The sequence below is a fragment of the Streptomyces sp. NBC_00376 genome (assembly GCF_036077095.1).
In the GTDB taxonomy this organism is placed as follows: Bacteria; Actinomycetota; Actinomycetes; order Streptomycetales; family Streptomycetaceae; genus Streptomyces.
Map to the genome: position 1 here is coordinate 187,225 of NZ_CP107961.1, position 13,998 is coordinate 201,222.

The window sequence follows — 13,998 nt, forward strand, 5'->3', positions numbered from 1 at the left end:
GTTCGCTCTCGGGGGCGCGCTACGGTGGCTGCTCTCACAGCTCTTTGGCGGCGGCCGATAAATGCACCAAAAATAAGTTCCGGCAGCCTGTCGGCCACGGTCAGGGATTCAGAATTCGAGCAATCGGAAGCGTTGATAACCTTGAGCGCACAGACGACGGAAATAGAACCTTCGCAGCTCTCCGGATCGCTGGAGTGCACGGACCGGGAATTCGCTGGAATGGAGTTCGGCGAGTTCGGTGAATTCGGGCGGGCTGCGACGTTCAAGCGGAACCGCCCCCGTGTCGGCCACATCTCGTTCCTGAACTGCCTGCCCCTGTACTGGGGCCTGGCGAAGACCGGCAGCCTGCTCGACCTCGACGTCACCAGGGACAGCCCCGAAATCCTCAGCGCCGCCCTGGCCGAGGGCCGGCTGGACATCAGCCCGATCAGCGTCTTCGAGTTCCTCAAGCACGCCGAGGACCTGGTCGTCCTGCCGGACATCGCGATCGGCAGCGACGGCGACGTGCAGTCCTGCCTGATCTTCAGCAAGGTGCCGCTCGACGAACTCGACGGCGCGAAGGTCGCCCTCGGTTCCGCCAGCCGCACCTCCGTCCGCCTCGCCCAGCTGCTGCTCGGCGAGCAGATCGGGGTGAACCCCCGGTACGAGGTCACCGAACCCGATCTCGACGTGATGATGCGCGACGCCCAGGCCGGTGTGCTCATCGGTGATGTAGCGCTGCGCGCCGCCCTGTACGAGGCCCCGGGGCTCGGCCTGCGGGTGCACGACCTCGGCGGAATGTGGCGGGACTGGACGGGACTGCCCTTCGTCTTCGCGGTCATGGCCGTCCGGCGGGAATTCCTGGCCCGTGAGCCCGGAATCGTCCACCGCGTCCACGAGGACCTCAGGATCGCGCGGGACCTCTCCCTCCAGGAAATCGACCTGATCTGCGAACAGGCCGCGGAATGGGAGACGTTCACTTCGGAGACGCTGAAGGACTATTACCTCAACGGTCTCGATTTTGATTTCGGGCCACGGCAGCTCGCTGCCCTCACCGAGTTCGCGCGCAGGGTCGGTGGACCGGATGCCGGATTCCCCGCGGATCTGCGGATCGACGTCCTCGGCCTGCACCCGCAGGGGCAACACAGGGGGTGACAGGGGTTCAGCCCCCGTATCCGGGCGGATCAAACTGTCCGCAACACTCCGGACCGGAGTCCGCCGCTCGTGTGCGAGGCCAAGAGGGTGCACGCGGTCCAAGCGGGCCAAGGCCATGAGGGGCCGAATCGAGAGACGGATATGGTGACATGCTGCGTGCCGAGCTGATCCGCCCATTCCCTGAAATTCTGCGGGGGCACGCCGAACGGTCCGCCGGGAAAACGGCATTCCGCGACGCGCGCAGGGCCGTCACGTACGCAGATCTGGAGCAGCGCACCGGTCGGCTCGCCGGACACCTGGCGGCCCTCGGGCTCGAACCCGGGGACCGTGTCGTGATCCTGCTCGGCAACCGTGTCGAGACCGTCGAGAGCTACCTCGCGGCGATCCGCGCCGCGGCCGTGGGCGTCCCCGTCAACCCGCACTCCGCCGACACCGAGCTCGCCCACATCCTCGCCGACAGCGGCGCCCGCGCCGTCATCACCGACCCGGCACATGTCGACCAGGTCCGGCGCGCGGGGACGGGTGGGGGCGCCGGGAGTGCTGGTGAGCCTGGTGCGGCCGGTGGTCCCGGTGGTCCCGGTGGTGCTGGGGGCGCTGCGAGTGCTGCCGGCCGGGCGCCTGTTCTGGTCGTCGTTCCGGACACCGCCTTCCCGGAATCCGCCGTTGGACCCGGCACCGTCTGCTACGAGACGCTCGCCACCACCGAACCCGTCACCCCCGCCCGGGACTCCCTCGGTCTGGACGACATCACCTGGCAGCTGTACACCTCCGGAACCACCGGCAAACCCAAAGGTGTGCTCTCCACCCAGCGGAGCGCCCTGTGGTCGGTCGCCGCCTCGTACGCGCCGATCGCGGGGCTGTCCGCCGAGGCCCGGGTCGTCTGGCCGCTCCCGCTCTTCCACAGCTTCTCCCACATCGCGTGCGTCGTCGGCGTGACCGCCGTCGGTGCCACCGCCCGTATCCTCGACGGCTTCTCGGCCGAGGACGTCGCGGCCGCCGTGCGCGAGGAGTCCGCCACCTTCCTCGCCGGCGTCCCGGCCCTCTACCAGCATCTGGTCGACGCCGCCGACGGACAGTCGCTCCGGGGCACCGGACTGCGCACCTGCATGGTCGCCGGCGCCATCACGACCGCCGCGCTCCAGACGGCCTTCGAATCGGCGTACGGCGTACCGCTGCTCAACCTCTACGGCAGTACCGAGGCCTGCGGCGCCATCACCATGAACACCGCCACCGGCCCCCGCGTCGAGGGCTCCTGCGGCCTGCCCGTCCCCGGCCTCGACGTACGACTCGTCGACCCCGACTGCGGACGGGACAGCGCGCCGGGCGCCGAGGGCGAGATCTGGGTCAAGGGCCCCAACGTGATGGCCGGTTACCACAACCGGCCCGAGGCCACCGCCGAAGTCCTCACCGACGGCTGGTACCGGACCGGCGACCTCGCCCGCCGCGCTCCGTCGGGCCACATCACCATCAGCGGCCGACTGAAGGAACTCATCATCCGTGGTGGGGAGAACATCCACCCCACGGAGGTCGAGGACGTCCTGCGCGCCCTGCCCGGCGTCGCCGACGTCGCCGTCACCGGGAAGCCGGACACCGTCCTCGGCGAAGTTCCGGTTGCCTTCCTCGTGCCCGGCCCCGGAGGACTGCCCGCCCCCGCCGAACTCCTCGCCGCCTGCCGGACCCACCTCTCGTACTTCAAGGCCCCGCACGAGTTCCACGCCGTCGCCCGGATCCCCCGTACCGCCTCGGGCAAGATCACCCGCCACGCCCTGCTCGACCACCCTGCGCGCCTGTTGGCCGCGTCCACCGCTGACAACGTCCTCCACCGCCCCCGGTGGTCCCCCCTCCCGGCCACGTCCGGCGGCGGCCGGACCGCAGCGCAGGGGAGCTGGGCGGTGCTCGGAGGGGGTGGGGCCGGGCCGGCACCCGTATCCGGGCCGGCACCCGTATCCGGGCCGGCACCCGTATCCGGGCCGGCACCCGTATCCGGGCTGGTGTCCGCGCTGCGGAACGCCGGGTCCACCGTACGGACCCATCCCGATGCGGCCTCGCTCATCGCCGACCTGGCCGGCGGTGCCGCGGCGCCCGACCGGGTCCTGCTCCTGCCCGTCGCGCACAGCGATCCGGTCGCCGTCGTGGACGAGTTGACCGGAGCGGTCGACGAACTCCTCGCGTGCGGCGCCCTCCAGGCCGCCCGACTCGTCGTGGTCACCCACGGCGCGGTGTCCACCGGCCCCGGAGACCCGCTCCACGACCCGGCCCAGGCAGCGGTACGCAGTGCCCTGCGCACCCTCGACGACAGCCACCCCGGCCGCTGCACCCGCATCGACCTGGAAGCGGCCGCCCCCGAGGACCAGGAGCTGCTCGCTCTCCTCGACGCCGTCGACAGCGGCGTCGGCGAGGGAGCCGTCCGCCACGGCCGGGTTCTCGTTCCCGGACTGCGCGACATCCCCCACATCGGGTCCGGGACATCCTCCGACAGCCCACTCGACCCCCGGGGCACGGTCCTGGTCACCGGCGCCGACGACCCGGCCACGGCCGACCTCGTTCGTCACCTCGTCAATGCCCACGGAGTACGACGCGTCCTGCTGCCGTACACCACCGAGGAGCACACGGCGACGGCCCTGAGCGCCGAACTGGCGGACACGGAAGCCGAGATCACCGCCATCGCCGTCGACCCCGCCGCCGTCGACCCCGCAGACCCGGCTGCTCTCGCCACCCTGATCCCGCACCCACTCTCCCTCGTGGTGCACACCCTCCCCGCCGGGCTGCGCGCGGCCGTCGACACCACCCTGCCCCTCCAGCACATCGCCGGGCCCGCCCGCCTCCTGCTGATCGCCCCGCCGGGCACGGATCCCGCCGCCGAGGCCTTCGCGCGCGCCTTCGCAGCCCAGCGCCACGCACGCGGCCTGCCCGCTCTCGCCCTGACGATCGGAGCCGGCCTCACGGGCCGCGCACGCACGGCCGCGCTCGATGCCGCACTGCTGCTCGACGACGAACACTGCCTCGTCGCGGACCCCGAGGCCACTGCGGCGGCCGAGCCCGCGCCGCAGTCCGCCGCACCCGAACCCGCAACCGTCCGGCGACTGCGCGACGAGCTCGTGGGCCAGAGCGAGGATGAACAGCTGCGAAGCCTCCTCGAACTCGTCCGCACCGAAGCCGCCGAGGTCGCCCAACTGCCCACGGCACACGAGATCGAGCCGGACCGGGCGTTCAAGGACCTCGGCTTCACCTCCCAGGCGGCCGTCCGGCTCCGCAGCCGCCTCACGGCCGCCACCGGCCTCGTCCTCCCGGCCACCCTGGCCTTCGACCACCCCACACCGGAAGCCGTCGCCCGCCACCTCCACACACTCCTGACCAGCGCGGACACGAGTATCGGTACGGGCCTCCCGGGCACTTCGACGGAGCACACCACCAAGGCCAGTGTTACTTCCGACGAGCCGATCGCGATCGTCGCGATGGCCTGCCGACTCCCCGGCGGCATCGCATCACCGGACGACCTCTGGAAGATGGTCACCGACGGCGGCCACGGCATCACGCCCTTCCCCGAGGACAGGGGCTGGGACCTGACCGCCCTCTACCACCCCGACCCGGAGCACCCGGGCACGATGTACGTCCGCGACAGCGGATTCCTGCACGACGCCGCCGAGTTCGACGCCCACTTCTTCGGCATCAAGCCACGCGAGGCACTCGCGATGGACCCGCAGCAGCGCCTTGTGCTGGAGACCTCCTGGGAGACCCTGGAGCGCGCGGGCATCACCCCGCGCTCCCTTCGCGGTACCCGGACCGGCGTGTACGTCGGCCTCATGAACCACGACTACGCCGACGACATCGGCGCCGCCCTCGGCGCGGCCGAGGGATACGTGTGCACCGGCACCGCAGGCAGCGTCGCTTCCGGCCGCGTCTCCTATGTCCTGGGCCTGGAGGGCCCGGCGGTGACGGTGGACACGGCCTGCTCGTCGTCGCTGGTCGCCCTGCACCTGGCGGCCCAGGCGCTGCGGGCGGGGGAGTGCGACCTGGCACTTGCGGGCGGTGTGACCGTCATGGCGGGGCCCGGCTCGTTCATAGAGTTCAGCCGCCAGGGCGGCCTGGCCGCCGACGGCCGGTGCAAGCCGTTCTCGGACGACGCGGACGGCACCGGCTGGTCCGAGGGCGTCGGCATGCTCCTCGTCGAGCGCCTCTCCGACGCCCGGCGCAACGGCCATCAGGTGCTGGCGGTCGTTGCCGGCTCGGCGGTCAACCAGGACGGTGCGTCGAACGGTCTGACCGCCCCCAACGGTCCGTCGCAGCAGCGGGTGATCCGCCAGGCCCTTGCCAGTGCTCGGCTCTCGGGCGATCAGGTCGATGCGGTCGAGGCGCACGGTACGGGTACGAAGTTGGGCGACCCGATCGAGGCGCAGGCGTTGTTGGCCACGTATGGGCAGGATCGCCCGGAGGGGCGGCCGTTGTGGCTGGGTTCGTTGAAGTCGAATATTGGTCATACGCAGGCTGCGGCGGGTGTCGCTGGTGTGATCAAGATGGTTCTGGCGATGCGTCATGGTGTGCTGCCGCAGACTCTGAATGTCGGTGTGCCTTCGTCGAAGGTGGACTGGTCGGCGGGTGCGGTGGAGTTGCTGGCGGAGGCGCGGGAGTGGCCGGAGGTGGGCGATCGTCCGCGTCGGGTTGGTGTGTCGTCGTTCGGGATCAGTGGGACGAACGCGCACGTGATTTTGGAGCAGGCGCAGGAGGAGGCGGCGGTCGAGCCTTCGGTTGTCGGGTCTGTGTTGCCGGTGGTGCCGTGGGTGCTGTCGGCGAAGTCTGAGGAGGCGTTGGCGGGTCAGGCGGAGCGGTTGCTCGGCCTGGTGGGTGCTGCGTCGGCGCTGGATGTGGGTTACTCGCTGGCCGTGACGCGTACGGCGTTCGAGCACCGTGCGGTGGTGGTCGGTGAGGACCGTGAGGCGTTGCTGCGGGCGGTGTCCGAGGGCCGGTCGGTGCCGGGTGTGGTGCGTGGCGCTGTGCGGGGTGGTCGTTCGGCGTTCCTGTTCTCGGGTCAGGGTTCGCAGCGGGCCGGGATGGGCCGTGAGCTGTACGAGGCGTACCCGGTGTTCGCCGATGCGTTCGATGCGGTGTGTGCGGAGTTGGACCGGCATCTCGACCGGCCGGTCAGGGATGTGGTGTTCGGTGGGTCGGAGCTGATCGACCAGACCGTGTACACCCAGGCCGGACTCTTCGCTGTTGAGGTTGCGCTGTTCCGGCTGTTGGAGCACTGGGGTGTCACCCCGGACTACCTGCTCGGCCACTCGATCGGTGAGCTGGCCGCTGCGCACGTGGCGGGTGTGTGGTCCCTGGAGGACGCGGCGGCGCTGGTCGCGGCGCGGGGCCGCCTCATGCAGGCACTGCCCACCGGCGGAGCCATGGTCGCCGTCCAGGCCACCGAGGCAGAGGTCCTGCCGCTGCTGGTCGATGGCGTCTCGATCGCCGCTCTGAACGGTCCGGATTCCGTCGTCATCTCGGGTGACGAGGACGCCGTACTCGCCATCGCATCCGGCTTCGGGAAGACGAAGCGGCTGCGGGTCAGCCACGCGTTCCACTCGCCGCGCATGGAGCCCATGCTCGCCGAGTTCAAGACCATCGCCGAGAACCTGACCTTCCATGCACCGCGGATCCCCATCGTCTCCAACCTCACCGGCGAGGTCGCAGGAGAAGAGCTGCTGACGGCCGGCTACTGGGTGGACCACGTCCGCCAGGCGGTCCGTTTCCTCGACGGCGTACGGCAGTTGGAGGCCCAGGGCGTCACGACGTACCTGGAACTCGGCCCCGGTGGAGTGCTCTCCGCGATGGGCCAGTCCTGCGCCACCGACGACGAGGCCGGCTTCGTACCCGCCCTGCGCAAGAACCGCGCCGAGGCCGAAGCGCTCGTCGCTGCTGTGGCCGAACTCCACGTCCGGGGCCGGGCCGTCGACTGGACGGCGTACTACGCCAACACCGGCGCCCAGCGCACCGATCTGCCCACCTACGCCTTCGACCACCAGCACTACTGGCTGGTGTCCTCAGGCCATTCCGCTGGGGATCCTGGCAATCTCGGCCTCGAATCGGCCGGGCACCCGCTGCTCGGTGCAATGACCGAGATGGCCGGTGCCGGCTTGGTCCTCTTCACCGGGCGCCTTGCTGCCACCTTGCACCCCTGGCTCGCCGATCACGTCGTCATGGGCACGCGGCTCGTCCCGGGTACCGCCCTGGTCGAGTGGGCCCTTCACGCGGGCGAGCGTGTGGGTGCCGTAGTGCTGGAGGAGCTGACCTTGCAGGCTCCGCTGGTCCTGCCCGAACAGGGCGCCGTAGTCGTGCAGATCGCCGTGGAGGCCCCGGCGGAGGATGGGCGGCGTGTCGTCCGCGTCCATTCGCGTGCCGCCGCCGACATCGGTGGCACCTGGGTTTCGCATGCCTCGGGTGTGCTGGCGGACGCCCCGGTGGCGGACGTCGAGTCGCTCACGGACTGGCCGCCCACCGGGGCCGTCGAGGTCGAGGTCGATGCGGTCTACGAGGAGCTCGCCGGACTCGGCCTGGAGTACGGGCCGGCCTTCCGCGGCCTGCGCGCCCTCTGGCGGCGTGGCGACGAGATCTTTGCCGAGGCGGCCCTGCCGGAGGCGCTGCGCGGCGCAGCTGACGGCTTCGGGCTTCATCCCGCGCTCATGGACGCCGCCCTGCATCCCATGGGCCTGGGCACCAGTGCCGGGCTGCCCTTCGCCTGGAGCGACGTACGGCTGCACGCGGTGGGTGCCGAGCGGCTGCGGGTGCGGATCACCCGGACCGGTGATCCGGCCGACCCGGAGAGTCCGGGCGCCTCGGTCGTGCTCGCGGACGGTACGGGTGCTCCCGTGGCCTCCATCGGCTCGTTGGCGCTGCGGCCCGTGACGCGGGAGCAGCTGGCGGAACGGAACCACGGTTCCGGCGGAGGTGCCCGATCCCTGTATCGGATCGGCTGGAGCCCGCTGGACGCGGCTCGGCCGGCCGCCGGCGCGACTGCGGAGGTCGATGTCATCGAGGTGCCGGGCCCGGCCGGCGGTGTGGACGTTGTGGCCGACGTTCACCACCGGGTGACGCGGGCCTTGGAACGGTTGCAGGTGTGGCTGTCCGAGGAGCGCCCCGAGGGCGAGCGGGTGGTCGTGGCCACTCGTGGTGCCGTTGCGATCGAGGGCGAGGAGGTGCGGGACCTCGGTGCGGCGGCTGTGTGGGGCCTCGTACGTGCCGCCCAGTCCGAACACCCCGGCCGCATCGTTCTCATCGATACGCACCACGAACATGATCATGATCAGGACCGCAGTCACGTTCAGGACCCGGATCCCGATCTGGGCGTGCTCGTCGCCGTCGGAGAGCCGCAGCTCGCCGTGCGCGGCCGACAGCTCCACGCCGCCCGTCTGATCCGGACGGCCCCCACCGGGACCGATGACGCCACCGCCGGGCGCCCGGATGTCGAGGGCACGGTCCTCGTCACCGGTGCCTCCGGTACCCTCGGCGGCCTGATGGCCCGGCACCTCGCCGGAGCCTGGGGTGCGCGGGATCTCGTCCTGGTGAGCCGGCGCGGCGCGCAGGCACGGGGTGCGGCCGAACTCGTCGCCGAACTGGAAGCCCTCGGCGCCTCGGTCCGTTTCGAGGCGTGCGATGTGGCGGACGGGCAGGCCCTCGCCGCGCTCGTCGGCGGAATACGCGCCACGGGCCGGCTCGCCGGTGTCGTGCACACCGCGGGCGTCCTCGACGACGGGGTGTTCGGCTCGCTGACCGGGGAGCGCCTCTCGGGTGTGTTCCGCCCGAAGGTCGACGCGGCCTGGCAGTTGCACGAGCTGACCGCGGACCTGGACCTCTCCTTCTTCGCCCTGTTCTCCTCCGTCTCCGGCGTGGTCGGGCAGCCTGGCCAGGCCAACTACGCGGCGGCGAACACCTATCTGGACGCGCTGGCGCAGTACCGCAGGGCCCGAGGGCTGCCTGCCACCTCCCTCGCCTGGGGGCCGTGGGCCGAGGGCGGCATGTTCGGGAGGATGAGCGAGGCCGACGTACGACGGCTCAGGCGGTCCGGAATGGTGCCGATGTCGTCGGCCGAGGGGCTGGAACTGTTCGACACCGCTGTTGCGTCCGGTGAGCCCGCTGTCGTCCCTGTCCTGCTCGACCTGTCCGAATGGCGCCGTGCGGCCTCGGATAGTGGCGTCGTCCCGCACCTGATGCGGTCGCTCGTACGTGTCACACCGCGACGGGCCGCGAACGACTCGGGCGTGTCTGCGCCGGAGGAGTCGCTGTGGACCCGCCTGGAGGCGCTCGCCCCGGAGGAACGCCGGGGTGCCATGCTGGAGGTCGTCACCACGGAGGCGGCCGCGGTGCTCGGCCACGCGCCCGGGTACCGGATCAAATCGCAGCAGACCTTCAGCGAACTGGGCTTCGACTCCCTGACGGCCGTCGAGCTCAGGAACCGGCTCGGTGCTGCGACGGGCCTGCGGCTGCCCCCGACGTTGATCTTCAACTACCCGACGGCCGAAGCCCTGGCCGCTCACATCCTCGGCCTGGCGGCTCCGGCCGGTACCGGCACTGGTGCCAGTACCACCCCGGCACCGGCCGATCCCGGTGCGGAACTGCACCGACTGGAGGCGGCGTTCGCCGCGCTCACCCCGGAACGGGTGCGGGAGCTGGCCCCCGACAGCGAGGCGATGGACGAGGTGGCGGACCGTCTGAAGGCTCTGGCATCGCAATGGCGCGAGGCCCGGGAGACGCTCGCCGCCATGGCGGAGAACCCCGACGCACCCGATGGGCCCCACGGAGCCGACGGGGCCGGCTCGGAAGACATGCGTGAGGAGCTGGACTCCGCGACGGACGACGAGCTGTTCGCCTTCATCGACCAGCGCTTCAGCGCCTCCTGAAAGACAGAACGGCAGGAGAGAACGACAAAGGGCCTGCCCCGCCGTCCGCGGCGGGGCAGGCCCGAAGGGGGCCGACGTGCGTGGTGGGCTACTCGGCGATCTTGGTGCGGCCGACCCACTGGAAGGTCTTGGGGCCCGGCCCGATCCCGGTGCCGGCTTCGACTGCGACGTCGAGGGGCGTGTAGTGCTCGTACCCGTTGCCATAGCGGATCTTGATCTTCTCGTCGGAGAAGATCACCTCGTTGTTGTAGTCGGCCAGATTCACGGTCCCGGAAAGGTCGACAGGCCCTCCTTCGAGTCGGACGGGGTCCTTCGCCGTATCGGCGGAGATAGCGATGATATTTGGCATGGGAACACCTCTCGTCTCGATTTCGATTCTTCTTCGGGCACCCTGTTCCGGGCACCCCTGATTCCCCCCTATAGGGGGCCAGGGATTTGAGTAGGGGGCACCCTCTCCTGATCTCATGAGGGTAACTGTCGTTAATTCATATGCCGTTCGGATCGGAATCCCGGACGCCGGAAAAGGCTGGAAGGGGATCTTCTGGTGGAAACCTTGGGGATAGACGCCCGAATGCAGCCCGTGTACCGCGCGCTCCTGGAACGGAACGGCCGGCGGGCGGCCGAACTCGCCGACTGTCTCGGCCAGGAGGAGGACAGCGTCGACGAGGCGCTCGGCCGCCTCGCCGAACTCTCCCTGGTCCGCCGCCTGCCCGGCAGCCCCGCCGTCTGGACCGTCGTCGCACCCGAGCTCGGACTGGGCGCCCTCCTCGCCCGCCAGGAGGCCGACCTCGCCCGCCGCGCCCACGAGGCGCACGAGAGCCGTGCCGCCGTCATGTCGCTGCTGGCGGCCAACGAACCCCGCCGCACCGGGACCGCCGACGCCGGAGTCACCCGCCTCCGAGGCCCCGAGGAGATACGGCTCGGCCTCGACCGGCTGTTCCGCCAGGCTGCCGGGGAGATCGCCTGCGCCCTGCCCGGCACCTCCGGACTCCAGCACGTCCTGCAGGGCGAACCCGACACCGCCGAACGAGCCCTGGCCCGTGGCGTCCGTATCCGCGCCCTGCACCTCACCGGCGCCCGCAACAGCGCGACCCGCAGCGCGTACGGCCGTCGGCTCGCCGACTGCGGCGCCGAGATCCGGACCGCCGCGACCGTACCCGTACCCCTGACCGTCGTGGACCGCTCCGTCGCCGTCGTGCAGAGCACCCCGGACGACGAGACGGGCACGTCCGGCGCCGCCGAACTCGTGACTTCCCCGATCCTGGTGACCGCCCTGTACGCCTTGTTCGAACGCGAATGGGCTGCGGCGCTGCCCGGCGGCGTACAGCCGCAACGGCGCGAGAACGGGCTCAGCGACCAGGAACACGCGCTGCTCGAACTGCTCTGCGAAGGGCTCACCGACGAGATGGCCGCCCGCAGGCTCGGCGTATCCCTTCGGACCGTCCGCCGCACCATGTCCGACCTGCTCACCCGCACCGGCGTCAGGAGCCGGTTCCAGATCGGCGTGGTCACCGGCGCCCGCGGCTGGACCGACGCCCCGTGCAGCGGCCTGCGCGCCGTACCGGGCCCCCGCCCGGCCTCGGACGGAGCCCCGGACGGGGCCTCACCAAAGCGCCGGACCGCCTGACCTCCCGCACTCCCGGCACCCCCGCACCCCCAGACCCCCAGCACCCCCGCACCCCGTACTGGAACCACCACCACCGACCGATTCAGAGGGCAGGGACATGGCAGAGAAGTACGACGTGATCGTGGCCGGCGGCGGGTCCGCCGGTGTCGCAGCGGCGGTCGCCGCCGCCAGGGCGGGTGCCCGCACCCTGCTCGTGGAGCGCGGACCGTGCCTGGGCGGCGCGGCCACCCTGCGCAACGTCCTCACGTACTGCGGGATCTACACCCGTGAGGACCCGCCCCGCCAAGTGGTCTTCGGCATCGCCGAGGAGGTCCTGGCGGCGCTGCGCGCCGAAGGCGCCGTCACCGCCCCCCAGCGCTTCAACGGCGTGTGCGTGGTCTTCGACCCCGAGGCCGTCAAACGCGCCCTCGACAGACTGTGCGCCGAGGCCGGTGTCGACGTGCGTCTGTACAGCCACGTCGCCGAGGCCCGTCGCGAGGGCCGTCGCGTCACATCCGTCCGTATCGCCGACCACCACGGCATCACGGAGGTCACCGCCGAGGCCTTCGTCGATGCCACCGGCGAGGCCGATCTCGCCGCCTTTGCCGGCTCCGCCGTCCGCTACGGCAATGACGGCATGGTTCAGAACGGCTCCTTGGGCGTCCGCTTCGGCGGAATCCCGCAGCACGCGGACGTCTCCCGCGCCCGCGTCTCCGCCGCAGTCCACGCGGCCCGCGAACGCGGCATCGGCCCGTTGGTCTCCGCCAACGGACTGGTGGCCCGGCTGCCGTTGTCCGGCGATGTCATCGCGTACATCGTCGACGAGGGCTACGACGCCCGGGACTCCGCCGAAGTCAGCCGCGCCGAGGCCAGCGCCCGGGTCCAGGCCCGCGCCTACCTCGACGTCATACGTACGCTCCCTGGCTGCGAGAACGCCTACATCGTCAGCACCGGGCCCGAGATCGGAACCCGCGAGTCCCGCCACATCGCCGGCCGCTACCGGCTGAGCGTCGACGAAGTCCTCGGCGGCGCCCACTTCGACGACGCCATCGCCGTCGGCGCCTGGCCCATCGAGTACCACCCGGCCCCCGGCGTCCCCTCCCAGTGGTTCTTCATCGACGACGACGGATACTTCGAGATCCCCCTCCGCGCCCTGTGGAGCGTCGACACCGACAACCTGTTCGCGGCGGGCCGGAACGTGGACGGGGACCGCATGGCGGGCGGATCCCTGCGGGTCATGGGCACGGCCTTCGCCACCGGACAGGCCGCCGGTATCGCCGCCGCGCTCGTCGCCCGTGACGGCATCGCGCTGAGCACCGAAGACGTGCGCGGCGAGCTGCTCCGCCAGGGCGCCCGCCTTCCCGAGCCCGCTCTCACCTGACGACTGCCACCACTGAGCGGCCCCGACCCCTACCGGAATCCCGAATATAGGGGGAATAGCAAGGACCGGAGGGGTTGGGGGAGCGGCCCCCGCCTCCTACCGTCGTCATCAAGTGGCGGGAAAAGCGGAAAGGACCGATCTCTCATATGGCTGTCCCGGAGATAGACCGCGGACTGTGGATCCGCAATTTCCACGAAATGCCCGGCCGGAAGACCAGACTCGTCTGCCTGCCGCACGCCGGCGGTTCGGCTTCTTTCTTCTTCCCGGTGTCGCGAGCCCTTTCTTCCGAACTGGACGTCGTGTCGATCCAGTATCCGGGTCGGCAGGACCGCCGCCAGGAGAAGTGCGTGGAGACCATCGGTGAGCTCGCCCGCCAGATCGTCGAGGTTCTCGACCCGCGGCCCGGCGGACAGCCGATCGCCCTCTTCGGCCACAGCCTCGGCGCCACCCTCGGCTTCGAGATGGCCCGCCTGATGGAGGAGCGCGACGCCGCCCCCGTCCACCTCTTCGCCTCAGGCCGCCGCGCCCCGTCGCGCTCCCGCGACGAGTCCGTGCACCTGCGCGACGACGAGGGAATCCTCACCGAACTGCGTGAACTCAGCGGCACCGACGACCGCGTCCTGGGCAGCGAGGAGGTCCTGCGCATGGCCCTGCCGGCCATCCGCAACGACTACCGGGCCGCCGAGACGTACGTGTACGAGCCGGGGCCCGCCCTGTCCTGCCCCATCACTGTCTTCACCGGTGACAACGACCCCAAGGTCACTCTGGACGAGGCACGCGCCTGGTCCACCCACACCTCCGCCGACTTCCAGATGAACACCTACACCGGCGGGCACTTCTTCCTCACCGACCACCAGCCGGCGATGCTCAGGACGATCTCCGGCCGACTGGCCCCCGTCGCGGTCGGCGCGACGTAGCAGCGACGAAGCAGCACGGCAACGAGGCAGCGCAGCGACTAAGCAGCGCAGCGACGAAGCAGCACAGCGACACACGCGGCG

Annotated in this window: 6 protein-coding genes; 5 read left to right on the forward strand and 1 reads right to left on the reverse strand. The window is 71.0% G+C overall.

The features are described from left to right. Positions 1-219: 219 nt before the first annotated feature. Both OG842_RS40680 and OG842_RS40685 read left to right on the forward strand, forming a co-directional pair. Positions 220-1,134, forward strand: coding sequence for a menaquinone biosynthetic enzyme MqnA/MqnD family protein (locus OG842_RS40680; RefSeq protein WP_266738136.1), 915 nt, complete (start codon positions 220-222; stop codon positions 1,132-1,134). 149 nt (positions 1,135-1,283) lie between these two features. After that, on the forward strand, positions 1,284-10,013 hold the full coding sequence (locus tag OG842_RS40685) for an SDR family NAD(P)-dependent oxidoreductase (protein ID WP_328512715.1): 8,730 nt from the start codon (positions 1,284-1,286) through the stop codon (positions 10,011-10,013). A gap of 88 nt (positions 10,014-10,101) precedes the next feature. Here OG842_RS40685 and OG842_RS40690 read toward each other — a convergent pair whose 3' ends face one another. Beyond that, positions 10,102-10,362, reverse strand: coding sequence for a DUF5988 family protein (locus tag OG842_RS40690; protein WP_266737968.1), 261 nt, complete (start codon positions 10,360-10,362; stop codon positions 10,102-10,104). 222 nt (positions 10,363-10,584) lie between these two features. Between OG842_RS40690 and OG842_RS40695 the strand changes: the two genes are divergently transcribed. From OG842_RS40695 to OG842_RS40705, 3 genes are all read left to right on the forward strand, one after another. Further along, positions 10,585-11,640 (forward strand): helix-turn-helix transcriptional regulator, encoded by a 1,056-nt coding sequence (locus tag OG842_RS40695; RefSeq protein ID WP_266737966.1) that lies wholly within the window; start codon positions 10,585-10,587, stop codon positions 11,638-11,640. A gap of 97 nt (positions 11,641-11,737) precedes the next feature. Then, positions 11,738-13,000 carry an FAD-dependent oxidoreductase gene (locus OG842_RS40700; protein ID WP_266737965.1) on the forward strand — a complete coding sequence of 421 codons (1,263 nt, stop codon included), beginning with the start codon at positions 11,738-11,740 and terminating at the stop codon, positions 12,998-13,000. A gap of 146 nt (positions 13,001-13,146) precedes the next feature. Continuing rightward, positions 13,147-13,917, forward strand: coding sequence for a thioesterase II family protein (locus OG842_RS40705; RefSeq protein ID WP_323185930.1), 771 nt, complete (start codon positions 13,147-13,149; stop codon positions 13,915-13,917). The last annotated feature ends 81 nt before the right edge of the window (positions 13,918-13,998 follow it).

What these genes read in the sequence shown, in the direction of transcription:
- OG842_RS40685 (WP_328512715.1), top strand. Translation starts at nt 1,284, where the DNA reads ATGCTGCGTGCCGAGCTGATCCGCCCATTCCCTGAAATTCTGCGGGGG.
- OG842_RS40690 (WP_266737968.1), bottom strand. Translation starts at nt 10,362, where the DNA reads ATGCCAAATATCATCGCTATCTCCGCCGATACGGCGAAGGACCCCGTC.
- OG842_RS40680 (WP_266738136.1), top strand. Translation starts at nt 220, where the DNA reads ATGGAGTTCGGCGAGTTCGGTGAATTCGGGCGGGCTGCGACGTTCAAG.
- OG842_RS40705 (WP_323185930.1), top strand. Translation starts at nt 13,147, where the DNA reads ATGGCTGTCCCGGAGATAGACCGCGGACTGTGGATCCGCAATTTCCAC.
- OG842_RS40695 (WP_266737966.1), top strand. Translation starts at nt 10,585, where the DNA reads ATGCAGCCCGTGTACCGCGCGCTCCTGGAACGGAACGGCCGGCGGGCG.
- OG842_RS40700 (WP_266737965.1), top strand. Translation starts at nt 11,738, where the DNA reads ATGGCAGAGAAGTACGACGTGATCGTGGCCGGCGGCGGGTCCGCCGGT.